Below are 23102 nucleotides of genomic sequence, written 5' to 3'. Positions count from 1 at the left end.
CACGGCCTCCGTCATCCTCGGGCTTGTCCCGAGGATCTGCTGCGGTCAAAGGACAAGGATGACTGGTTTCGTCTATATGATGTCCGATAAACCGCGGGGTGTGATCTACACAGGCGTCACCAGTGACCTGCACAGTCGCATATGGGAACACCGCAACGAAATCCAGAAGGGTTTCACGCAGAAATACAGAGCAAAAAATCTCGTTTGGTTTGAGAACCATCCGAATATCGTGTTGGCGATCCAGCGGGAGAAATCTCTGAAGCGCTATATGCGCGAGTGGAAAATCAAGCTCATAGAGGAGCTCAATCCGACCTGGATAGACCTCTACGAGCGGATTGATGAAATTGAGAATGTCTATCGGCCGCATCCGAATACGCGGGAGTGGAGCGATTACAACTGAGGGCTTAGATCCTCGGGACAAGCCCGAGGATGACGGATCGAGACCGCTGCGAACGGTCAATTGGGCGGGTCCTTGAAATCCGCCGGATAAGAGGAAAGACAAAGATGCTTGAAATCAGAAACCTTCATGCCCGCATCGCCGAAGACGGCACCGAGATTATCCGTGGTCTGAACCTGACGGTGAAGGCCGGGGAAGTGGCCGCGATCATGGGGCCGAACGGCTCCGGCAAGTCGACGCTCTCCTATGTGCTGTCCGGCCGCAGCGACTATGAAGTCACCGAGGGTGACATTCTCTACAATGGCGAGAGCATCCTCGAGCTCGATCCGGCCGAACGCGCCGCCAAGGGCGTCTTCCTCGCCTTCCAGTATCCGGTCGAGATCCCGGGTGTCGCCACCATGCAGTTCCTCAAGGTGGCGATGAACGAGCAGCGCAAGGCGCGCGGCGAGGACGAGCTGACGACGCCGGACTTCATGCGCCGCGTCAAGGATGCCGCGGCTAAGCTGCAGATCAACACCGAGATGCTGAAGCGTCCGCTCAACGTCGGTTTCTCCGGCGGCGAGAAGAAGCGCGCCGAGATCCTGCAGATGGCGCTGCTCGAGCCGAAGCTCTGCGTGCTCGACGAAACCGATTCCGGCCTCGATATCGATGCGCTGAAGATCGTTGCCGATGGCGTCAACGCGCTGCGTTCGCCCGACCGCGCCGTCGTCGTCATCACCCACTATCAGCGCCTGCTCGATTATATCGTGCCTGACACGGTCCACGTTCTCTACAAGGGCCAGGTGATCAAGTCGGGCGACAAGACGCTGGCCCATGAGCTGGAAGCCAATGGCTACGCCGATATCATCGGCGCGGCAGCCTGAGTTTCGGGCGGAAAGGACGACGTCCATGAACATGCAGACGACGAGCCGCCTGACCGCGGCCGAAGCGGCGCTGATCGAGGCCTTCAACCATCAGATCGGCGACCTGCCGGGCAATGGCGCGGTGACCGCACTGCGCGACCGGCTTCTGGATGACCTGAAGCAGGCCGGCCTGCCGACGCGGCGCATCGAAGCCTGGCACTATACCGACCTGAAGAACCTGCTGCGCAGCCTGCCGGCGCAGGCCGGTGATGCCGGCTCCAGCGCGCTCGAGCCGCTTGTTGCCGGTTCCACGGTTCTGGCCGTCATCCAGGGTCGTTCCGATGAAAAGGCAATCGCCGGCGATCTCGGCGTTTCGGCCTATTCCGAACATCTGCTCAACGGCTCTGCCGCAGAAAGCCTCGATGCGCTCGGCAGCGACGATGCCATCGGCCGCATCAACGGCAGCTTCGTGCGTGACGGCTATGTCGTCGACGTGCCTGCCGATACCGAGCTCGAAGCCCCGCTTGAAATCCAGTTCGTCCATGCCGGCGGCCAGACGCATACGCGCCTCCCGGTTTCCTTCGGGGCCGGTGTCAAGGCAACCGCCATCGAGCGTCACCGCGCGGTGACCGGCGATGCCGCTTTCGTATCTCACATCAGTGACATCACCGTCGGCGAGGGGGCTGAGCTGACCTGGATCATCCTGCAGCAGCAGGGAGCCGACGATACGCATCTCGGCCAGATCCGCGTCGATCTCGGCGCCAATGCCAAGCTTCGCCTGTTCGTCATCAATGCCGGCGGCAAGCTGGTGCGCCAGGAGCTGCACATCAAGGTGACGGGCGAGGGCGCCGATCTGACGCTGCGCGGCATCAATCTGCTCGGAGCAGAGACCCATACCGACGTGACGATGGTGCTCGGCCACGACGTGCCGCACACCGGCTCGACGGAAGTGATCCGCAACGTCGTCTTCGACCGCGCCAAAGGTGTTTTCCAGGGCATGATCCGGGTCGCGCCCGATGCGCAGAAGACCGATGCGAAGATGGCCTGCAACACGCTGCTGATGTCCGATGATGCCGAGTTTTCGGTCAAGCCGGAGCTCGAGATCTTCGCCGACGACGTGCAGTGCGGCCACGGCGCGACGGTGACCGATATCGACGCCAATCATCTCTATTACCTGATGGCGCGCGGCATTCCGGAGAACAAGGCACGCGCCATGCTCGTCAATGCCTTCGTCGCCGAGATCGTCGAGGAACTGGAAGACGAGGCCCTGGTCGAAGCGCTGGAAAGCGTGATCTCGGCCTGGCTCGAAAAGCACGCCTGATCGGATATCCGCCATGGACAAGATAGCACCGGCCACACAATACGACGTCGAAGCCATCCGCAGGGATTTTCCGATCCTTGCGGAAAAGGTGCATGGCAAGCCGCTGGTCTATCTCGACAACGGCGCATCGGCGCAGAAGCCGCAGGTGGTGATCGACGCCATCTCACATGCCTACAGCCACGAATATGCCAATGTGCATCGCGGGCTGCACTATCTCTCCAATGCGGCAACGGATGCCTACGAGGCGGCGCGCGAGAAGGTGCGCCGCTTCCTGAACGCGCCTTCGGTCAACGACATCGTCTTCACCAAGAATTCGACGGAAGCGATCAACACCGTCGCCTATGGCTGGGGTATGCCGAAGATTGGCGAGGGCGACGAGATCGTTCTAACGATCATGGAGCACCACTCCAACATTGTGCCTTGGCATTTCATTCGCGAGCGGCAGGGCGCCAAGCTGGTCTGGGTTCCCGTCGACGACGAGGGCGCCTTCCATATCGAGGAATTCGAGAAGAGCCTGACGGAGCGCACCAAGCTCGTCGCAATCACCCATATGTCGAATGCGCTCGGCACGATCGTTCCCGTCAAGGAGGTCTGCCGCATCGCGCATGAGCGCGGCATTCCCGTGCTGATCGACGGCAGCCAGGGCGCCGTGCACCTGCCGGTCGACGTGCAGGACATCGATTGCGACTGGTATGTGATGACCGGTCACAAGCTCTACGGCCCGTCCGGCATCGGCGTGCTCTACGGCAAGAAGGAACGGCTTTCGCAAATGCGTCCCTTCCAGGGTGGCGGCGAGATGATCTTCGAGGTTGCCGAGGATGTGGTCACCTATAATGATCCGCCGCATCGCTTCGAAGCCGGCACGCCGCCGATCGTGCAGGCGATCGGCCTGGGTTACGCCCTCGACTACATGGAGAAGATCGGCCGGGAAGCGATCGCCCGCCATGAGGCCGATCTTGCCGCCTATGCCGCCGAGCGTCTCAGATCGGTGAACTCGCTGCGGATGTTCGGGACGGCACCCGATAAGGGAAGCATCTTTTCCTTCGAACTCGCAGGCATTCATGCCCACGACGTCTCGATGGTGATCGACCGGCAGGGTGTGGCTGTGCGCGCCGGCACGCATTGCGCCATGCCGCTCTTGAAACGCTTCGGCGTCACCTCCACATGCCGTGCATCCTTCGGCATGTACAATACCCGCGCCGAGGTCGATGCGCTGGCCGATGCGCTGGAATATGCGCGCAAGTTCTTTGCCTGAGGAGTGTCCTTAATGAGCCTGGACGAAAGCGAACAAAAGATCGACGTGCGCGAGGGCATCGTGCATTCCAGCATCCCGGCCGATGAACTGGCGCGGCTGAGCGACGACGTCATTGGAGCGCTGAAAACCGTCTACGATCCGGAAATCCCGGCCGACATCTTCGAACTCGGTCTGATCTATAAGATCGATATCGAAGACGACCGGATGGTGAAAATCATGATGACGCTGACAGCCCCCGGCTGCCCGGTGGCCGGCGAGATGCCCGGCTGGGTCGAAAATGCCGTCGGCGCCGTCGAAGGCGTGTCCGGTGTCGAGGTCGAAATGACCTTCGATCCGCCGTGGACGCCGGACCGCATGTCCGAAGAGGCGCAGGTCGCTGTCGGCTGGTATTGATGCGCTGCTATTGATCCGTTTACCCAGCGCGACTACATTTTGAATCACGAAGCGCCGGATCTTGACCCCGGTTGCGGAAGGAGAAAAATCCGATGGGCTTTGCAGTGATGAGCATGACGGACGGTGCCGCGGCCCGCGTCAAGGCGATCGTCGAAAATTCCGGCCCGGAGGCCAAGGGCGTTCGCGTCGGCATCAAGAAGGGTGGCTGCGCCGGGATGGAATATACCATCGACCTGGTGACCGAACCCAATGCCAAGGACGATCTGATCGAGCGCGACGGCGCCAAGGTCTGGGTCGAACCATCGGCCGTGCTCTATCTGCTCGGCACCGAGATGGGCTTCGAGCAGACGACGCTCCGTTCAGGCTTCACTTTCACCAACCCGAACCAGACATCGGCTTGTGGCTGCGGCGAATCCGTCGAACTGAAGCCCGCCGACCTTGCGGCCCTTGCCGCACAGCGCCAGAGCGAACCGGCGCATTCCTAAAGAATCGCGACTGCGGAAAATTTCGGCCGAGCTAGGGCGCGACCTCTCTTAGGAGCGCGCGCTCAGTCGCGCTTGATGCTCATCAGCATTTCCCACAAGTCGGCGCCGGTTTCGAAGACGACGGCGTTCGCCTTGTAGCTTTGCTCGGCCTGGAGCATATCGGTCAGCTCGGTGGCGAGGTCCACGTCCGACGACGTCGCTTCAAAAGTGGCGCGAACGCCCGGCTCTGTGGAGGTGAGGCTGGTGTTCAGTCTGGCATAGTCGGGCGTGCTGCTGTTTGCAACATTGCTGGCGATTGCGCCGATCCGCGTCGTCTGCGCCCGCATTCCCGAAAGAGCAATGTTGGTAATGCCCGATATGCTCATCAGCCGTTCCCCAGATCTGAATGGAATGCTTGTACCCGCAATGGCTTAGGGAATGCTGAAGGCGTTGCGTTAGCAAAGATCTACGGGCACGGAGATCACACCGCCCCACCTGTTCCGGACTGAGACAAGAAGGGAGCCGTGACCGGCTTGCTATCGCGACGCCACCCAGTCGTGCCAATCGCTTTCGCTGCCGTTGAAGACGTTGAGATCGATCTTGCCGTCGACGCCGTCAGAAAGACCCGAACCGGAATATTGCCAGAAGACCCACTTGCGGCCGGGATAGACCTTGGAGGGGTGGGCCGCGACCGAGCGCAGCCAGAAGGGATAGTCGAGCATCTGGCCCTTCAAATTGTCGCGGTAGAAATCCGGCGCCGTGTAGATGATCGGGCGCTGGCCGTAATGGCGCTCCAGCTTGTCCATGAACACCTGCATCTTTTCCCGGACGCGGGCGGGCGAAATACGCCGCTTGCAGCTCGATTCGCCGTTCCATTCGACGTCGATGACGGGCGGAAGCGCGTTTGCTTCTCTCGGCACGTTGCGGATGAACCAGTCAGCCTGTTCGCCGGCTGTCCGGCACCAGTAGAAGAAGTGATAGGCGCCATGTTTCAGGCCGGCTTCCTTGGCGCGACGCCAGTTCTTCTTGAACATGGGGTCGAGATGATCGCCACCGTCTGTCGCCTTGATGTAGACGAAGTTCGCACCTTGCTTTCGCAGCGTTTCCCAGTCGATCTCGCCCTGCCAGCGCGATACGTCGACGCCGTGCACGGCCAGATTTCTCGGCGAGGTTCTACCAAAGTTGATCGGCTTGGCGTCGCGGAAACGGTGGCCGTAGATCCGCCCGCGCGACGGCGATTTCATCCCGGCACCAGGATCGATCGCCGGGTTGTCGGGCATGAGCATCGCGACGGGTCTTTCCGTCGGCATCGGCATGCCGACCGGCCTTTCCGCGGGCACCAGCGCCTGCGGCTCCGGAATAGGCCCTGTCCAGCTCAGCGCCTGCTGCGGCGCGCTTGCCTGTGGGGCGGCATCACCCACGGCAGCAGCCGGGATCGGGCCGCTGGGCTTCGTGATCGCATTGGTCGTTTCCGTCGACGCCACAGGGGTGAGCACATCTTCGGCGCCGGAACTGGCGGCGCATCCCGAGAGGATCAGGGTGGCGAGGAGAATTGCTGGCACAGCCGATGGACGCATAAGAACCCGCACGCAAAACAGAGATCAGCGGCAACATCCATGATGAATGGAAACCGCCCATTTCGAATTGCTAACAGAGACTTGCTAAGAAAGGTTAAATTTGAACCCTATGCTCCGAAACGGATGTCGCCCGGGTTCGTGCAGTGCATGACAGGCGCGACGCGCAAGCAGCCCCTCTCAATCCGTGAGAGGGGCCTGCCGAATTTATGTTATTCCGCCGCCTCGGCGTAGCTTTCGACCGGCGGGCAGGTGCAGATCAGGTTGCGGTCGCCGTAGACGTTGTCGACGCGGTTGACCGGAGACCAGTATTTGTCGACGCGGAAGGCGCCGGGCGGGAAGCAGGCCTGCTCTCTGCTGTAGGGCCGGTTCCATTCGCCGACGAGGTCTTCGACGGTGTGCGGCGCGTTCTTCAGCGGGTTGTCGAGCTTGTCCATGCGGCCTTCTTCGATGGCGCGGGCTTCCTCGCGGATCGCCAGCATCGCCTCGCAGAAACGGTCGAGCTCGGCCTTGGTCTCGCTTTCCGTCGGTTCGATCATCAGCGTGCCGGCAACCGGCCAGCTCATGGTCGGCGCATGGAACCCGCAGTCGATCAGGCGCTTGGCAACATCGTCGACGGTGACGCCTGAGCTGTCGACCAGCGGGCGGGTGTCGATGATGCATTCGTGCGCGACGCGGCCGGTCTTCGACTTGTAGAGCACGTCATAGGCGCCCTTCAGCCGGGCGGCGATGTAGTTGGCGTTCAGGATCGCCACCTTGGTGGCCTGCGTCAGGCCTTCGCCGCCCATCATCAGGCAGTAGCTCCAGGAAATCGGCAGGATCGATGCCGAGCCGAAGGCCGCGGCCGAAACCGCGCCCGGACGGCCGTCCGTTTCCGGATGGCCTGGCAGGTGGGGCGCCAGATGGGCCTTGACGCCGATCGGACCCATGCCCGGGCCGCCGCCGCCATGCGGGATGCAGAACGTCTTGTGCAGGTTGAGGTGCGAGACGTCGGAGCCGATGTCACCAGGGCGGGACAGGCCGACCATGGCGTTCATGTTGGCGCCGTCGAGATAGACCTGGCCGCCCTTGATATGCACGAGATCGCAGATTTCCTTGACCGTCTCCTCGAAGACGCCGTGCGTCGAGGGATAGGTGATCATGCAGCAGGAAAGGTTTGCCGCATGTTCCTCCGCCTTGGCGCGGAAATCCTCCATGTCGATGTCGCCATTCTCGCGCACCTTGACGACCACCACCTTCATGCCGACCATCTGGGCCGAGGCCGGATTGGTGCCGTGCGCCGACGTCGGGATCAGGCAAACGTCGCGATGACCCTCGCCATTGGCGATATGGTAATTGCGGATGGTCAGCAGGCCGGCATATTCGCCTTGCGCGCCGGAATTGGGCTGCATCGAGAAGGCGTCGTAACCGGTGACGGCGCAAAGCTTTTCCGTCAGGTCGTCGAGCATCTCGCGATAGCCGAGCGCCTGATCAACAGGCACGAAGGGATGGATATCGGAAAATTCCGGCCATGTGATCGGCAGCATTTCCGCCGTCGCGTTGAGCTTCATCGTGCAGGAGCCGAGCGGGATCATCGAGCGGTCGAGCGCCAGATCGCGGTCGGAGAGCCGGCGGATATAACGCGTCATCTCGCTTTCGGCGCGGTTCATATGGAAGATCGGATGCGAGAGGTAGTCGCTGGTGCGCAGCAAATCCTTCGGCAGGCGGTAGGACGGCTCGAAATCGGCGATGGCGAAATTGCCGCCGAAGGCGCGCCAGACGGCCTCCAGCGTGGCCGGTCGCGTGCGCTCGTCGAGGCTCATGCCGATCTTCGTCTCGCCGACCTTGCGTAGATTGACGCCTTCGGCGACGGCTGCGCGCAGGATGAGGCCCTGCATGTGGCCGACATCGACGGTGATCGTGTCGAAGAAGCTTTCGGGTTCAACCTTATAGCCGAGCCTCTCCAGGCCCTTGGCCATCAGCACGGCCTTCTGGTGCACCTGCTGGGCGATCGCCTTGATGCCATCGGGCCCGTGGAAGACCGCATACATCGAGGCCATGACGGCAAGCAGCACCTGTGCGGTGCAGATGTTCGACGTCGCCTTCTCGCGGCGGATATGCTGCTCGCGGGTCTGCAGCGACAGTCGGTAGGCACGGTTACCGCGGGCATCGACGGAGACGCCAACGAGGCGGCCGGGCATGGAGCGCTTGATGGCATCCTTGACCGCCATATAGGCCGCATGCGGGCCGCCGTAGCCGACCGGGACACCGAAGCGCTGCGAGGAGCCGACGGCGATGTCGGCGCCCATTTCGCCGGGCGATTTCAGCAGCGTCAGCGCCAGGATATCGGCCGCGACCACTGATATGGCGCCGGCCTGGTGCAGGCGTGCGATCAGGCCGGTGAAATCATGCACGTGGCCATGGGTGCCGGGATACTGGAAGATCGCCCCGAACACGTCGACGGGATCGAGATCGGTGAAGGGATTGCCGACGATGACGCTGCAGCCGAGCGGCTCGGCGCGGGTGCGGATCAAGGCAATGGTCTGCGGATGGCAGTCGGCATCGACGAAGAAGGCCTTGGCCTTCGACTTGGAGACGCGCTCGGCCATTGCCATGCCTTCGGCGGCGGCCGTCGCCTCGTCGAGCAGCGAGGCATTGGCGACATCGAGGCCGGTCAAGTCGCAGATCATCGTCTGATAGTTGAGTAGTGCCTCCAGGCGGCCCTGGCTGATCTCCGGCTGGTAGGGCGTATAGGCCGTGTACCAGGCAGGGTTCTCAAGGATGTTGCGCTGGATTACCGGCGGCGTGATCGTGCCGTAGTAGCCCTGGCCGATCAGCGAGACCAGCACCTTGTTCTTGTTGGCGGTCTCGCGCAGCTTGTCGAGCGCCTCGCGCTCGGTCATCGGCGCGCCCCAGACAAGCGGCGCCTTCTGGCGGATCGCGGGCGGCAAAGTGGCGTCGATCAGGCCATCGAGGCTGTTATAGCCCATCACCTTCAGCATATCGCTCATTTCAGCCGGCGAGGGGCCGATGTGGCGGCGATTGGCGAAGTCGTAGGGCTGATAGTCGGTGAACTGGAATTCGGTCGGCGTCGTCATTACGCGATGAGCTCCTTATAGGCGGCCTCGTCGAGCAGGCTGTCGGCATCGGCACGATTTTTGAGCTTCAGCTTGAAGAACCAGCCGGCGCCCTGCGGATCGGAGTTAACGAGTGAGGGATCGGCGACGATCGCCTCGTTGACCTCGGTGATTTCGCCGTCGAGCGGACAATAGACTTCGGAGGCAGCCTTGACGGATTCGACGGTCGCGGCGTCGTCGTTCTTCGCGAAGCTCTTGCCGACTTCCGGCAGCTCGACGAAGACGAGATCGCCGAGCTGTTCGACGGCAAAGGTGGTGATGCCGACGGTCGCGACATCGCCGTCGAGCTCGAGCCATTCATGTTCAGCGGTAAATTTCAGCATGGAAATATCCTCTCGGAAAACAGGGTTCAACGTTTGTAGGTCGGCTTGACGAAGGGCAGGGCGGAGATGGCAACAGGCAGGAACTTGCCGCGGACTTCGGCATAGACCTGAGTGCCTACGGCAGCGTGGGATACCGGCACATAACCCATGGCGACGGGGCCTTCGACGGAAGGCCCGAAGCCGCCCGAGGTGACTTCGCCGATTTCGGTTTTGCCCTCGGCATCGGCATAGAGCTTGGCATGGCCGCGCACCGGCGCCTTGCCCTCCGGCTTCAGGCCGACGCGGCGGCGCGCAGCGCCATTTTCGAGTTCGGACAGGATGCGGCCGGAGCCGGGGAAGCCGCCGGCGCGCGCGCCGGCGGAGCGCCGCGCCTTCTGCATGGCCCATTCGAGGGCCGCTTCGACCGGCGAGGTCGTGGTGTCGATATCGTTGCCATAGAGGCAGAGACCGGCTTCCAGACGCAGAGAATCTCGGGCGCCGAGACCGATCGCCTGGACGTCGGGATGCTCGAGCAACCGCATGGCGACATCCTCGGCCTTGTCTGATGGAACCGAGATTTCGAAGCCATCTTCACCGCTGTAGCCGGACCGCGAGACCAGACAGGAAACGTCATGCAGGCGGCAGTGGCGCACGTCCATGAATTTCATCGCCGCGACGTCGGCCCAGAGTTCAGCGAGAACCTCGACGGCGCGCGGTCCCTGCAGCGCGATCAGGGCGCGGTTCAGGAGAGTGATATCGCAACGGTCGCCGATATGGGCTTGCAGATGGGCGAGATCGGCCTCTTTGCAGGCGGCGTTGACGACGACGAAAAGATGGTCGTCGAGATGGGTGATCATCAGATCGTCGAGAATGCCGCCGGTCTCGTCGGTAAAGAAGCCGTAGCGCTGGCGGCCTTCGGCCAGGCCGAGGATATCGACGGGGACCAGGCTTTCGAGCGCAAGCGCTGCGTCCTCGTAGCTGCCGGATTTCGCCTTCACGATGACCTGCCCCATGTGGGAGACATCGAAGACACCGGCTGCGGTGCGGGTCTGGAGATGTTCCTTCATGACGCCGGCGGGATATTGGACCGGCATGTCATAACCCGCGAACGGCACCATACGGGCGCCGAGCGAAAGATGCAGGGCATGCAGCGGGGTTTTCTTCAGGGCAGCATTATCGTCCAAAAGACGCCTCCGGGGTTTGCGCCTCTCTCAAAGGCGCGGGCTCAAATCTGAAGGCGCGATTGCGCGCTTCTCTCCTGAGCCCCCTCTGTCCTTGACGCCTGAGATTGTTATCCCTTCGGCGAGCGTTTCGAGAACGCTTCTCTCCAGAGTTCCGTCTGCCCCTTGCTGGTCCTTTTGCCTGAGAGTTTCCGGGGCGGTTGCTCCTTCGGCACCGGTGGCGAAAGCACCGGATTCTCCCAACATGGTTGGCGCAATTATCCGGTGGGTACGGCGCTTGGCAAGACCAAATGTCGTGACCTGACAAATTTTTGTCGCCACAGCCGGGGGTAAGCCCGTGATCTCAAGCAAATCTGCTTTTGCATTCGGGTGCGAAACCGGCTATCGCGACATGCTGTTGAAGGGGATCTCATGCGGCAGACCGGACTAAAAGCGACGCTCTTCCTGCGCATGCTTTGCGCACTGAGCCTGCTTTTCCTTGGCGTTGCCCACCGGCCGCCACAAGCCCTCGCTTCAGATGGTTATGACGCCGCCGCCTATATGCTGCCCGACGGCACCTTTGCGTCCCTCTGCGTGACGGCAAAGGACGACGATGGCAAGACGGCCGCCTTCAAACCGAATTGCGAAGTCTGCCGGTTGTCGGCTTCGGTCATGTTGCCGACGCCCGATGCGGGCTCATGGCTCGGGCGCAAAGTCGCCTCGCTCGTCAACGCGCCGATCGAGACCGCCGCCGTTGCCGGGGCAAGTGCCGTCAGCCGGGCGAATTCTCGCGCGCCTCCCATCCTCGTCTGATTTTCCCTCGCAATCAGAACGCAACAGCCGGTTCGCCTTAGAGAAGGCCGAGGCCGGCGAGGAGATATCCGATGAAAACGATCGAAACACAGACTATCAAGACCTTGGGGCTCGCCGCCCTTCTTTCCGCCTGCGTAGCAGCCGGCGCGGAGGCGCATGTGAGCTTCCTCGATAAGGAAGCGACGCAGGAAAGCACCATTCTCGCGACGCTGCAGGTCCCGCATGGCTGCGACGGCAAGGCAACCACCGAGGTGCGGGTCAAGCTGCCGGAAGGCTTCGTCTTCGCCAAGCCGCAACCGAAGGCCGGCTGGGAGCTCGAGGTGATCAAGGGCGATTACCAGAAGACCTACGACAATCATGGCGACAAGGTGAAAACAGGCGCGGTCGAGGTGCGGTGGAAGAACGGCGACCTCTCCGACGACTTCTACGATACCTTCGTCATCCAGGGTAGGGTTTCGGGCGTTGAGGCCGGCACAGCGCTCGCCTTTCCGGTGACGCAGATGTGCGGCGAGGCGGTCGAGGCTTGGGATCAGGTCGCGAAGGACGGCGGCGATTCCCATAGCCTCAAAAGCCCGGCGCCGATCTTGAAAGTGGTCGCCGGCGAGGATCACGACCATGGCGACATGGCCAGCATGGATATGACCGGTATGTCAGCTGCCGCGCCGGCCGGCGAGGCGGTCAAAGCCGGCGATCTGGAAATCTCCGGCGCCTTCGCCAAAGCGATGCTGCCCGGCCAGCCGGTCGGCGGCGGCTTTTTCACGGTGAAGAACGACGGCAAAACAGATGACCGCCTTCTATCGGTATCGTCGCCCGTGGCCGGCGAAGTTCAGATCCATGAGATGGTGACCAAGGACAACGTCATGCGGATGCGCCAGTTGAAGGACGGCATCGCCATTGCTGCGGGTGAGACCGTGAAGCTCGAGCCCGGCAACCTGCATCTGATGTTCCAGAAGGTGAAGACGCCGTTCAAGCAGGGCGACACGGTGCCGGTGACGCTGACCTTCGAGAAGGCCGGCAAGATCGACCTGGTGCTGCAGGTGCTGTCGGCTCAGGGCAAGTGAGCGGAAACTGATCAAAACAGAAAAGCCCGCGACGCGGGCTTTTCGTTGGAGGCAGTTGCTTCAGAAATCTTCGTAGGATTGCAGCGCCTGCTTCAGGCCGGCCTGCGGCTGGCGGTTGCCCTTCGTCATCAGGTCGAGCGCCACTTCGGTCGATTGAATGATGCTGGAGGGGTCGTCCACCCCTTCGGTGCTTTCGGCCTTCAGTTGCCGGTCCGCGAGACGGCGAGATTCGCGCGCGGCGGTGCTGTTGGCGACACGCTGCGGTATTCTCAGCGTTTCAGCGGCAATAGCAGCGGTATTTGCCGAAATGGAAAGGAGCTGGGTCATGCCGGCACAGTAACCGGCAGGATCTTGGCGCCAGCATAAGAAAACCTCTGGCATTTTACTGAATTATAAGAATTTATTCCGTCACGTTGAAAGCGTTCTCAGGTCAGGATGTTCCGCCCATGATCCAGGCTCTCCTCGTCGCCGTCGGCGGCGCTATCGGTTCCGTGCTCAGATATTATGTCGGCCGATGGGCGCTGAAGCTCATGGGGCCGGCGTTTCCCTGGGGCACGCTCGCCGTCAATGTCGTCGGCTGCTTCGTCATCGGTGTCTTTGCGGAACTGATCGCGCGAAAATTCAACGCCTCGACGGAACTGCGCCTGCTGCTCATCACCGGCTTCCTCGGCGGCTTCACCACTTTTTCTGCCTTCTCGCTCGACGCCATCTCGCTGTTCGAGGGCGGCGAGGCGGTCGCCGGCGGCATCTATATCGCAGCCAGCGTCGGCCTTTCGATGGCGGCGGTGTTCGCCGGGCTCGCCATCATGCGCGCTTTGGTCTGATTCCGGTTTCCGTTTTCGATGAAAATGCTCTAAAGGCTCCGGCAAGAACGCCGGCTTGGCCGCGCTGCAATTTCCGAAAGGCCGTTCATGGCTGGCATAGAACATATCAAGGTTGAACCCGACGAAGCGGGCATGCGGCTCGATCGCTGGTTCAAGGTGCATTTTCCCGGGCTCGGCTTCGGGCCGCTGCAGAAGCTCTTGCGCTCCGGCCAGGTGCGCGTCGATGGCGGACGTGTGAAGTCCGATGCGCGCGTGCAGCCCGGCCAGATGGTGCGCGTGCCGCCGCTGGATGTCGATGCGAAGCTGAAATCCGGTCCGATCGCCGGCAAGGATCTCAAGCATTCCAGCGATTTCGAACTCCTGTCGCGCATGGTGCTGCATGAGGACGAAAAGGTGATCGTGCTCAACAAGCCGCCCGGTATTGCGGTGCAGGGCGGCTCCGGTGTGGCCCGGCATATCGACCAGATGCTCGAAGCCTGGACCAGCCCGAAGGGCGAAAAGCCGCGGCTCGTTCACCGCCTCGACCGCGACACCTCGGGCGTTCTTGTTATCGCCCGCACCCGCGGCGCCGCACAGAAGCTGACCGCCGCCTTCCGCGAGCGCGACACCAAGAAAACCTATTGGGCGCTGGTCAAGGGCGTGCCGCGCAAGCACGAGGACAAGATCTCGACCTGGCTCGTCAAGGAGCCAACCGCCGATGGCGACCGCATGCGCATCGCCAAACACGGTGAAGACGGCGCCGACCATGCGATTTCCTTCTACCGCGTGCTGGAGACGGCGGCGCAGAATCTCGCATGGCTTGAAATGGAGCCGTATACCGGCCGTACCCACCAGCTGCGTGTGCATGCCCTGCATATCGGCCACCCGATCATCGGCGATCCGAAATATTTCGACGACGATCCGAACTGGCCTTTCCCCGGCGGCATCCAGAAGAAGCTGCATCTTCACGCGCGCCACATCGACATCCCGCATCCATCGGGCGGGCGGCTGCGCGTCAGCGCGCCGCTGCCGCCGCATATGGTGCAGACCTGGAACCTTCTTGGTCTCGACCTTGCCGGCGCCGAAAGGGATAGCGAATGAAACTCGCGCTTTTCGATTGCGACGGCACGCTGGTGGACAGCGCCGGGCTGATCCACGAAACCATGCGCCGCACCTTCGAAAAGTTCGGCAAGCAGGAACCGCGATTTGAGGATACCAAGGCCATTATCGGCCTGTCTCTCGATATCGCGATCGCCCGCATGCAGGGCAAGCCGCATGTCGAGCAGGAAGACATCGAGATGACGGCGCATTACAAATCGCTGTTCTCGGTCGTGCGCCAGGATCTCGACTACAGGGAACCGCTGTTTCCCGGCATCCGCGAGATGATCGATGCGATCACCGGGCGCGAGGATCTGCTGATCGGGGCGGTGACGGGAAAATCCCGGCGCGGGCTGAATCTGGTGATGGAGACCCACGGATTCGACAAATATTTCACCGTTGCGCGCACGGCCGACGACTGCCCCTCCAAGCCGCATCCGGCGATGGTCACGGAATGCTGTGACGAAACCGGCATGAATGCGCGCGATGCCATTGTCATCGGCGATGCGGTTTACGATATGCAGATGGCAAAGGCTGCCGGCGCCAAGGCGATCGGCGTTGCCTGGGGCTATGCCAGCGTGGATGAGCTGATCGCCAACGGCGCCGATGCGATCGCCTATCATCCGAACGAGATATTGCGCCATTTTTCCTGAGGTGACGCCATGCGCGATCTTCTGAACGATCTTTCCGAGGGACTGAGCCATCCCGACCCCATCCGCCGCGCGCAGATCCAGATGAAGAAGCCGCTGCCGAAGCGTTTCTATTCCGAGGTCGCCGTCGCCGAGCACGAGGATGGTTTTGCGATCACACTCGACGGCAAGCTGGTGCGCACGCCGGCGCGGCAGGCCCTTGCCGTGCCGACCGAGGCGCTTGCAAGGCTCGTCGCCGCGGAATGGGAGGCCCAGAGCGAGGTCATCGACCCGGTCACCATGCCGGTCACGCGGCTGGTCAACACCGCAATCGACGGGATCGCCACCAATACGCAGGCGATCTTCGAGGATATTCTGCGCTTTTCCTCGACCGACCTCATCTGCTACCGCGCCGAAGGGCCGGAACGGCTGGTCGAGCGCCAGGCCGAGCGCTGGGACCCCGTCATCGACTGGGCGGCCAACGATCTCGGCGCCCGCTTCATTCTCGTCGAAGGCGTGATGCATCACGAACAGCCGCGCGAGGCGACGGCCGCCTTCGCCGTCACGCTCAAGCGGCATGAGAGCCCGATGGCGCTCGCCGCTCTTCACACGATCACGACGTTGACGGGGTCGGCGATCCTGGCGCTCGCCTTCGCCGAAGGCCGGGTGACGATGGAGGAGGCGTGGTCGCTTGCCCATCTCGACGAGGACTGGACCATCGAGCATTGGGGGAGCGACGAGGAAGCCGAGGAGCGCCGCGCCAAGCGCTTTGCCGAGTTCAAGGCGGCGGCGGATGTTTTTTTCGCCCTAAGCGCCTGAAACATATTGCCTTCCCAGGCATTATGACGAAATCTGCGACTCCAATGGAGAGTGCGGGATTTTGCAATGAATTGGCTGAGGTCGTGTTTCTGCCGGGCCGCACTGATCTGCATTGCGCTCACGGCCTGCGTCAGCTTCTCGGCCAACAAGCCGGAGGCGCCGCTTTACGACGTTCGAAGCGCCGTCGTTCTCTCAGGCCCGAACATGCCGGCCGAATTGCTTTCCGGCATCAATGACCGCGTCAATGCCGCAATCAACGCAACCGTGCGCGACACCGTGCTGCCGCGGGTGGTGCTGACGATCCGCGTGGTGTCGATCCAGAAGGGGCTCGGCTTTCAGAAAGACCGCAACGTTGCGAAAATCAGCATAGACGCGGCCTCGGTCGAAGACGGCTCGGTGATCGCCGTCAGCGCGTTCGACGTCACCAGCATGGCAGCCGACCCGAAGCTTGCCGACGAGATCATGGCCGAGGATGTCGCCGCACGCATTCGCTCGGTTTTCTCACTCAGCGGACGCAGCCGCTAACCACATCGACCACGGAGCGGCGAGGGGAGATCGCATGAAGGAAATTCTCGAAGAACTGGAACGCCGCCGCGGCGTCGCCCGCCTCGGCGGCGGCAAGGAGCGCATCGACGCCCAGCACAAGCGCGGCAAGCTGACGGCGCGCGAACGCATCGATCTCTTCCTCGACGAGGGCTCCTTTGAAGAGTTCGACATGTTCGTCGAACATCGCTCCACCGATTTCGGCATGGATAAGAGCCGTATCGCCGGCGACGGCGTCGTTACCGGCTGGGGCACGGTCAACGGCCGCACGGTCTTCGTCTTCGCCAAGGACTTCACCGTCTTCGGCGGCTCGCTTTCGGAAGCGCATGCCGAGAAGATCATCAAGGTGCAGGATATGGCGCTGAAGAACCGTGCGCCGATCATCGGCATCTATGACGCGGGCGGGGCGCGCATCCAGGAGGGTGTCGCCGCACTCGGCGGCTATGCCGAGGTCTTCCAGCGCAATGTGCTGGCCTCAGGCGTCATTCCGCAGATATCCGTCATCATGGGGCCGTGCGCGGGCGGCGACGTCTATTCGCCCGCCATGACCGATTTCATCTTCATGGTGCGCGATACGTCCTACATGTTCGTCACCGGTCCCGATGTGGTGAAGACCGTGACCAACGAGACCGTGACGGCGGAAGAGCTTGGCGGCGCCACCGTGCATACGACGCGCTCGTCGATTGCCGACGGCGCCTATGACAATGATGTCGATACGCTGCTGCAGGTGCGCCGGCTCATCGATTTCCTGCCGCAGTCGAACACGTCGCCGGTGCCGGAAATCGAATGTTACCAGTCGGTGACTGAGACGGACAATTCGCTGGACACGCTGATCCCCGCCAATGCGAACAAACCCTATGACATCAAGGAACTGATCCAGAAGGTGGCGGACGAGGGGGATTTCTTCGAGATCCAGGCGAGCTTTGCCAAGAATATCGTCTGCGGTTTCGGGCGTATCGAGGGTTCGACGGTCGGCTTCGTCGCCAATCAGCCGATGGTGCTTGCCGGCGTGCTCGACAGCGACGCCTCACGCAAGGCGGCGCGCTTCGTGCGCTTCTGCGACTGCTTCAACATTCCGATCGTTACTTTCGTCGACGTACCGGGTTTTCTGCCCGGCACAGCACAGGAATATGGCGGGCTTATCAAGCACGGCGCCAAGCTGCTCTTCGCCTATGCCGAAGCGACGGTGCCGAAACTCACCGTCATCACCCGCAAGGCTTTCGGCGGCGCCTATGACGTGATGGCGTCGAAGCATCTGCGCGGCGACCTGAATTATGCCTGGCCGACGGCGCAGATCGCCGTCATGGGCGCTAAAGGCGCGGTCGAGATCATCTTCCGCAAAGATATCGCCGATCCGGAAAGGATCGCGGCGCATACGAAGATGTACGAGGACCGGTTCCTCTCGCCCTTCGTCGCGGCCGAGCGCGGTTATATCGATGAGGTGATCATGCCGCATTCGACCCGGCGGCGGCTGGCGCGCGGCCTGAAGATGCTGCGCAACAAGGACCTCACCAATCCCTGGAAGAAACACGACAACATCCCGCTTTGACATTCGTCGGCGAATAGAACCGTTCGCTCAAGTGTTTACCTGATGTCGAGCAGGTCTTTCCCGCTGTCGAAAAAGTGAACGGCCGTCAGTGATCCGTGTCTTCAAACCTTACCGGGGACAAGCTAACGCTCGGCTCTTATTCTTTTAAAGGAGAGGTTTAATGTCAAGTTTCGAGCGTCTTTCCGCCTATCGCCCCCATGCGCTGGCCGCTCTCAGAATCATCACCGCGCTCTTGTTCATCGAGCACGGCACGATGAAGCTTTTCGGTTTCCCGGCTTCGCAAATGTCGGGCTCATTGTCGCCGCTGATGCTTTTCGCGGCCCTTCTGGAACTGGTCGGCGGCCTGCTCATTCTCGTCGGCCTGCTGACGCGTCCGGTCGCCTTCCTGCTGGCCGGCGAAATGGCGGTCGCCTATTTCATGGCGCATGCTCCGAGCAGCTTCTTCCCGGCCGTCAACCAGGGCGACGCCGCGATCCTGTTCTGCTTCGTTTTCCTTTATCTGTTCTTTGCCGGTCCCGGCGCTTTTTCCGTCGATAACCGCAAGACGGCCTGAACGATAAAACGAGGGGCGTCGGTGACGCCCCTCGGATCCCATCAAGCTGTAAGCTTGAGACCGGCGATACCGGCGACAATCAGCATGATGCAGGCAAGGCGGGAGACACTTGCCGAATCGCCGAGCAGCCAGATGCCGAGAATCACCGTGCCGACCGTGCCGATGCCGGTCCAGACCGCGTAGGCGGTGCCGATCGGCAGGTGCTTCACCGCAAGACCGAGCAGCACGATGCTCACCACCATGGATATGACGGTCAACGTCGTCGGCAGCGGCCGCGTGAAGCCTTCGGTGTATTTAAGACCGACCGCCCAGCCACATTCGAAAAGACCAGCGAGAAAAAGCAGAATCCAGGCCATGCGCCTCTCCTTATTAAAGAGCGAGGCCGTCCCCGCGACGTTGCATCCTCGGATGCCGCAGTCGTCTGCGATAGCATCTATATGCGCGAGGAGACGGCCGCCTTCAAGGTAGGAATCGGCATGGCTGCCATGCCACCCGTTTCCTGCCGCCTTGCAGGGCCGGGCATCATCGCGGCCCGCCGGCCTCGCTGGAAAGGCTCTTGGCGCGGCGGCAGAGACGGTCGAAGGTTTCGAGGAAGCGCGAGCGGTCCTTGGGGCTGAAAGCGGCGTTGTAGCCTTTGCTCTCGCCGGTTTCGCGCAGGTGCGCGCCGAGATCGCGCATAGCGCTCGCCATGCCGATATTGGTCTCGTCGAAGACACGGCCCGTCGGACCGCTGACGAAGGCGCCGCCGGCAACACAGCGCACGGCGAGCGGCACATCGGCGGTGACGACGACATCGCCGGCGCCGGCGCGCTCGGCAATCCAATTGTCGGCGGCATCGAAGGCGTTGGAGACGATGACGTTATGGACCATCGGATCGCGCGAAGGCCGCAGGCCGGAATTGGCGACGAAGGTGACTTCGAGGCCATGGCGCTCCGCGACCTTCAGGACTTCCGGCTTCACCGGGCAGGCATCGGCATCGACGTAGATCATAGCGATATCCTCATGCCGGCTGAGCGGCCGGCTGGCGGACCATATCGATATGGGGAATGCCGTCTTCCAGATATTCCTGCGATGTCCCGATAAAGCCGAAGGATTCGTAGAAGCGGCGCAGATGGGCCTGCGCCGACAAGGTGATCGGGTTTTCCGGATAAAGCCGCTCGCAAACGGCGATCGCATCGCTCATCAGCGCGTCGCCCAGGCGCTTGCCGCGATGGGCAGGCGAGACGACCACGCGGCCGATCTTCGACGCATCCCGCGGCTCATGCGGTTTCAGGATCCGCGCCGCTGCCAGCAACTGCCCACCCTCCAGCAGCCGCAGATGCAAGGCATCGATATCCTTGCCGTCGAGTTCCGGGTACGGGCAGTTCTGCTCGACGACGAAAACGTCGACGCGCATTCTCAGGAGATCATAGAGTTCCCGTGCGGAGAACTCATCGAAACCCTTGAGATCGGTCGTGTAAGTCGTCGGAGCCATGAATAGAAACCACGTTTGGATGCCTCGCCGGAATGCACGAAGGTCGAGGTTATATGTACGACGGGGCTGCTGACTTCAAGCGAGGAAGTGGCGGGCTGGCCCGCCCTGCCTCAGGCGAACTCCATGATCACGGCATCGACGGCCAGGCTTTCGCCGGCGGCGGCATTGATCTTGGAGACGACGAGATCCCGGTCGGCGCGCAGCACGTTTTCCATCTTCATCGCCTCGACCACGGCGAGCGTTTCGCCGGCCTTGACCTCTTGGCCCTCGGCAACCGCGATGGCGACGACCAGCCCGGGCATCGGGCAGAGCAGCAGCTTGGAGGTGTCGGGCGGCAGCTTCACCGGCATCAGCCTGTCGAGCTCCGCATGGCGCGGCGAAAAGACCTTGGCGACAACCGAAAGCCCTTGCCAGGCAATGCGCAGGCCGTTCAAAACCGGGCGGATCTGGGCGGTGACATCGAGGCCGCCGACCTTGCCGCTCCAGACCGGGTCGCCCGGTCTCCAATCGGTGACAACGCCCGAAGGCTCGCCCTCTATCGCCATCTCCATATCGAAGGGGATGGTGACGAGACCGTCGAGCAACTTGGCGGCGACATAATTTTCCCCGAGCTTGATCACCCAGTCCTCGCGCAGCGCGCCCGAGGCAACACGCAGACGATCGGCGAAACGCTCGCGGCGGTTCGTCTCGATCAGGAAGGCGGAGAGGGCGATTGCCGCAAGCACGGCCTCTTCGGCCCGGTCCGGCTTCATCGGTGCAAAACCGTCGGGATATTCCTCGGCGATGAAGCCTGTGGAAAGCCGGCCCTCGCGCCAGCGCGGATGTTTCATCAGCGCGGACAAGAAGGGAACATTGTGCTCGATGCCATCGACGACGAAGCCGTCGAGCGCCTGGCCCATGGCATCAATCGCTTCGCTGCGCGTCGGCGCCCAGGTGCAGAGCTTGGCGATCATCGGATCGTAATACATCGAGATCTCGGCGCCTTCGAAGACGCCGGTATCGTTGCGGACGACGACATTGCCGGTCCTGCCCTCCGCCGGCGGACGGTAGCGCGTCAGGCGGCCGATCGAAGGCAGGAAGTTCCGGTAGGGATCCTCCGCATAGAGCCGGCTCTCGATCGCCCAGCCGTCGAGCCTGATCTCTTCCTGGGTGAAGGGAAGGGGCTCGCCTGCGGCGACGCGGATCATCTGCTCGACGAGATCGATGCCGGTGACGAGCTCGGTGACGGGATGCTCGACCTGCAGGCGGGTATTCATTTCGAGGAAATAGAAGTTGCGGTCGCGATCGACGATGAATTCGACGGTGCCGGCGCTCTGGTAATCGACCGCCTTAGCCAGCGCCACCGACTGTTCGCCCATGGCCTTGCGGGTCTTTTCGTCGAGGAAGGGCGAGGGCGCCTCTTCCGCCACTTTCTGGTTTCGCCGCTGGATCGAACATTCGCGTTCGCCGAGATAGACGACGTTGCCATGCGCATCGGCCAGCACCTGGATTTCGATATGACGCGGCTCGACGACGAATTTCTCGATGAAGACGCGATCGTCGCCGAAGGAGCTTTTCGCCTCCGAGCGGGCGCGCTCAAAGCCATCGCGCACTTCCGCCTCGTTCCAGGCAATGCGCATCCCCTTGCCGCCGCCGCCGGCGGACGCCTTGATCATGACGGGATAGCCGATCTCGTCGGCGATCGTTTCGGCGTGGGCGGCATCCTCGATGATGCCGAGATGGCCGGGGACGGTGGAAACGCCGGCGGCACTAGCGAATTTCTTCGATTCGATCTTATCGCCCATCGCCATGATGGCCTTCGGCTTCGGGCCGATGAAGATGATTCCCTGCTTTTCCAGCTCGGCGCAAAAAGAGGCGCGCTCGGAGAGGAAGCCGTAACCGGGATGCACCGCCTCGGCGCCTGTCGCCTTGCAGGTCGCAATGATCTTCTCGGCGACGAGATAGCTCTCGGCGGCGGCGGCAGGACCGATATGAACGGCCTCGTCGGCCATCTCGACATGCAGGGCATCCCGATCCGCATCCGAATAGACCGCGACGGTCAAAATACCCATGCGGCGCGCAGTCTTGATCACGCGGCAGGCGATCTCGCCGCGATTCGCGATCAGGATTTTCTTGAACATCGAGACTCCACCCAGAAATGCGTTCCGAAGTTTTACGCATAAAACACCGGAACGCACAATCGGGCTTGAGGCAGGCGCGCCAAAGGCAGCAGATTGCGCTTCGAAGGTCAGGCGACGGCGGCGGCCGAGACGGATTCCTCGTCGACGATGCGCAGCCAGCGGCTGCGCCGCGGCTCGGGACGATCACGCAGCTCGACGGCGGCCATGATGCCGGTCCAGTGCGGGTGATTCGCGCCCGGCAGGGTTGCCTGCTCGATCTGCCGGAGCACGCCATATTCGGCCGGCGAGACCGGGATGACACCGCCTGCCGAGATGCTTCTGAAGATGCGCATCGCGAAATCGACATCCTGGCGGGCAATGCTTCGGCGATCGACGGCGCGCGATAGGTGGTAGCCGCCGATGCCGTCGGTGATCGCCAGACGAAGCTGATCGAGGGCAAGTGCTCTCAGTTCCCCCGGGACTTCGGCCGAAATCTCCATGACGTGGAGAATGAGCTCGAGCTCCAGCGCCGAGTTAACGACGCCCTCGGTCGTGAACATGCGCATGATCCAGGCAACGTTGATTTCGTCAAGCGAGCCTTGCGGATAGGTGTGATTGACGATGAAACCGGCCAGCTGCTCCACGAAGAAAGCATTCCACTCGGCACATTTTTCAGGACAGGAATTGTTGAGCGCCAACATCGCCACGACATCCTGGGACGTCCGGATCCCCTCGGGAAAAGCATGTTTGCGCAGCAGCACTATATCTTCGGCCGTCAGCCGATGCTTGCCGGCCACGACACAGGCCGGAAAAGCGAGACGGAATTCGCTCATGTTT

The 23102-nt window shown here is 62.1% G+C and carries 26 protein-coding genes and 2 riboswitches; of the genes, 15 read left to right on the top strand and 11 right to left on the bottom strand.

What is annotated here, in order from left to right; all coding sequences use genetic code 11:
- Positions 1-58: 58 nt before the first annotated feature.
- The 6 genes from ATY77_RS26535 (at position 59) to sufA (ending at position 4693) form a co-directional block, all read left to right on the top strand.
- Positions 59-400 carry a GIY-YIG nuclease family protein gene (locus ATY77_RS26535; protein WP_088689511.1) on the top strand — a complete coding sequence of 114 codons (342 nt, stop codon included), beginning with the start codon at positions 59-61 and terminating at the stop codon, positions 398-400.
- 104 nt (positions 401-504) lie between these two features.
- Positions 505-1260, top strand: a complete 756-nt coding sequence (gene sufC, locus ATY77_RS26530; protein ID WP_088689510.1) for a Fe-S cluster assembly ATPase SufC — start codon at positions 505-507, stop codon at positions 1258-1260.
- Between the two features lie 25 nt (positions 1261-1285).
- Complete coding sequence (gene sufD / locus ATY77_RS26525) at positions 1286-2560, top strand: Fe-S cluster assembly protein SufD (protein WP_088689509.1); 1275 nt, start codon at positions 1286-1288, stop codon at positions 2558-2560.
- Between the two features lie 13 nt (positions 2561-2573).
- Complete coding sequence (locus tag ATY77_RS26520) at positions 2574-3815, top strand: cysteine desulfurase (protein WP_088689508.1); 1242 nt, start codon at positions 2574-2576, stop codon at positions 3813-3815.
- Positions 3816-3827: 12 nt separating this feature from the next.
- Positions 3828-4208 carry an SUF system Fe-S cluster assembly protein gene (locus tag ATY77_RS26515; RefSeq protein WP_004675587.1) on the top strand — a complete coding sequence of 127 codons (381 nt, stop codon included), beginning with the start codon at positions 3828-3830 and terminating at the stop codon, positions 4206-4208.
- A gap of 92 nt (positions 4209-4300) precedes the next feature.
- Entirely contained in the window at positions 4301-4693 is a 393-nt protein-coding gene (sufA, locus tag ATY77_RS26510) for a Fe-S cluster assembly scaffold SufA (RefSeq protein WP_064685465.1), read from the top strand.
- Between the two features lie 62 nt (positions 4694-4755).
- On the opposite strand, the gene ATY77_RS26505 is transcribed toward sufA, so the two are convergent.
- The 5 genes from ATY77_RS26505 to gcvT form a co-directional block, all read right to left on the bottom strand.
- Positions 4756-5058, bottom strand: coding sequence for a flagellar basal body rod C-terminal domain-containing protein (locus ATY77_RS26505; protein ID WP_088689507.1), 303 nt, complete (start codon positions 5056-5058; stop codon positions 4756-4758).
- 150 nt (positions 5059-5208) lie between these two features.
- Positions 5209-6249, bottom strand: a complete 1041-nt coding sequence (locus ATY77_RS26500) for a GH25 family lysozyme (RefSeq protein ID WP_088689506.1) — start codon at positions 6247-6249, stop codon at positions 5209-5211.
- Positions 6250-6458: 209 nt separating this feature from the next.
- The gene (gcvP, locus tag ATY77_RS26495) at positions 6459-9323 is read right to left on the bottom strand and encodes an aminomethyl-transferring glycine dehydrogenase (RefSeq protein ID WP_088689505.1); all 2865 of its coding nucleotides are present in this window, start codon (positions 9321-9323) and stop codon (positions 6459-6461) included.
- Positions 9323-9685 (bottom strand): glycine cleavage system protein GcvH, encoded by a 363-nt coding sequence (gcvH, locus tag ATY77_RS26490; RefSeq protein WP_088689504.1) that lies wholly within the window; start codon positions 9683-9685, stop codon positions 9323-9325. Before gcvH ends, gcvP begins: the two co-directional genes overlap by 1 nt.
- Before the next feature lie 26 nt (positions 9686-9711).
- Positions 9712-10848, bottom strand: a complete 1137-nt coding sequence (gcvT, locus tag ATY77_RS26485) for a glycine cleavage system aminomethyltransferase GcvT (RefSeq protein WP_088689503.1) — start codon at positions 10846-10848, stop codon at positions 9712-9714.
- 75 nt (positions 10849-10923) lie between these two features.
- A riboswitch (glycine riboswitch) is annotated at positions 10924-11005 on the bottom strand.
- Between the two features lie 3 nt (positions 11006-11008).
- Positions 11009-11097: riboswitch (glycine riboswitch) on the bottom strand.
- A gap of 159 nt (positions 11098-11256) precedes the next feature.
- On the opposite strand from gcvT, the gene ATY77_RS26480 reads away from it, so the two are divergent.
- Entirely contained in the window at positions 11257-11637 is a 381-nt protein-coding gene (locus ATY77_RS26480) for a hypothetical protein (RefSeq protein WP_088689502.1), read from the top strand.
- Positions 11638-11708: 71 nt separating this feature from the next.
- Positions 11709-12698: a DUF1775 domain-containing protein gene (locus ATY77_RS26475; protein ID WP_088689501.1), complete on the top strand. Its 990-nt coding sequence runs from the start codon at positions 11709-11711 to the stop codon at positions 12696-12698.
- 60 nt (positions 12699-12758) lie between these two features.
- Here the strand turns inward: ATY77_RS26475 and ATY77_RS26470 are convergent, their stop codons facing one another.
- The gene (locus ATY77_RS26470) at positions 12759-13025 is read right to left on the bottom strand and encodes a hypothetical protein (protein ID WP_038692570.1); all 267 of its coding nucleotides are present in this window, start codon (positions 13023-13025) and stop codon (positions 12759-12761) included.
- A 119-nt stretch (positions 13026-13144) separates the two neighbouring features.
- On the opposite strand from ATY77_RS26470, the gene crcB reads away from it, so the two are divergent.
- From crcB to ATY77_RS26435, 7 genes are all read left to right on the top strand, one after another.
- Positions 13145-13522: a fluoride efflux transporter CrcB gene (crcB, locus tag ATY77_RS26465; RefSeq protein ID WP_088674287.1), complete on the top strand. Its 378-nt coding sequence runs from the start codon at positions 13145-13147 to the stop codon at positions 13520-13522.
- A gap of 87 nt (positions 13523-13609) precedes the next feature.
- Complete coding sequence (locus ATY77_RS26460) at positions 13610-14602, top strand: RluA family pseudouridine synthase (protein ID WP_088689500.1); 993 nt, start codon at positions 13610-13612, stop codon at positions 14600-14602.
- Positions 14599-15252: an HAD-IA family hydrolase gene (locus ATY77_RS26455; protein ID WP_088689499.1), complete on the top strand. Its 654-nt coding sequence runs from the start codon at positions 14599-14601 to the stop codon at positions 15250-15252. Before ATY77_RS26460 ends, ATY77_RS26455 begins: the two co-directional genes overlap by 4 nt.
- A gap of 9 nt (positions 15253-15261) precedes the next feature.
- Positions 15262-16047, top strand: a complete 786-nt coding sequence (locus tag ATY77_RS26450) for an ATP12 family chaperone protein (protein ID WP_088689498.1) — start codon at positions 15262-15264, stop codon at positions 16045-16047.
- 66 nt (positions 16048-16113) lie between these two features.
- Positions 16114-16572 carry a hypothetical protein gene (locus ATY77_RS26445; protein ID WP_088689497.1) on the top strand — a complete coding sequence of 153 codons (459 nt, stop codon included), beginning with the start codon at positions 16114-16116 and terminating at the stop codon, positions 16570-16572.
- 34 nt (positions 16573-16606) lie between these two features.
- Entirely contained in the window at positions 16607-18139 is a 1533-nt protein-coding gene (locus ATY77_RS26440; RefSeq protein WP_088689496.1) for an acyl-CoA carboxylase subunit beta, read from the top strand.
- 160 nt (positions 18140-18299) lie between these two features.
- On the top strand, positions 18300-18692 hold the full coding sequence (locus tag ATY77_RS26435; protein ID WP_088689495.1) for a DoxX family protein: 393 nt from the start codon (positions 18300-18302) through the stop codon (positions 18690-18692).
- Positions 18693-18733: 41 nt separating this feature from the next.
- Here ATY77_RS26435 and sugE read toward each other — a convergent pair whose 3' ends face one another.
- From sugE to ATY77_RS26410, 5 genes are all read right to left on the bottom strand, one after another.
- On the bottom strand, positions 18734-19048 hold the full coding sequence (gene sugE / locus ATY77_RS26430; RefSeq protein WP_088689494.1) for a quaternary ammonium compound efflux SMR transporter SugE: 315 nt from the start codon (positions 19046-19048) through the stop codon (positions 18734-18736).
- A 166-nt stretch (positions 19049-19214) separates the two neighbouring features.
- Positions 19215-19682, bottom strand: a complete 468-nt coding sequence (locus ATY77_RS26425; RefSeq protein ID WP_088674295.1) for a YaiI/YqxD family protein — start codon at positions 19680-19682, stop codon at positions 19215-19217.
- 10 nt (positions 19683-19692) lie between these two features.
- Positions 19693-20166 carry a GNAT family N-acetyltransferase gene (locus ATY77_RS26420; protein WP_088689493.1) on the bottom strand — a complete coding sequence of 158 codons (474 nt, stop codon included), beginning with the start codon at positions 20164-20166 and terminating at the stop codon, positions 19693-19695.
- A gap of 110 nt (positions 20167-20276) precedes the next feature.
- Positions 20277-22286, bottom strand: a complete 2010-nt coding sequence (locus ATY77_RS26415; protein WP_088689492.1) for an acetyl/propionyl/methylcrotonyl-CoA carboxylase subunit alpha — start codon at positions 22284-22286, stop codon at positions 20277-20279.
- A gap of 107 nt (positions 22287-22393) precedes the next feature.
- Entirely contained in the window at positions 22394-23098 is a 705-nt protein-coding gene (locus ATY77_RS26410; RefSeq protein WP_088689491.1) for a hypothetical protein, read from the bottom strand.
- Positions 23099-23102 lie beyond the last annotated feature (4 nt).

The organism is Rhizobium sp. R634 (genome assembly GCF_002211305.1).
Lineage (GTDB): Bacteria > Pseudomonadota > Alphaproteobacteria > Rhizobiales > Rhizobiaceae > Rhizobium.
Note: the sequence above shows the minus strand (reverse complement) of the source record. Positions and strands in the feature narration are given on the sequence as shown.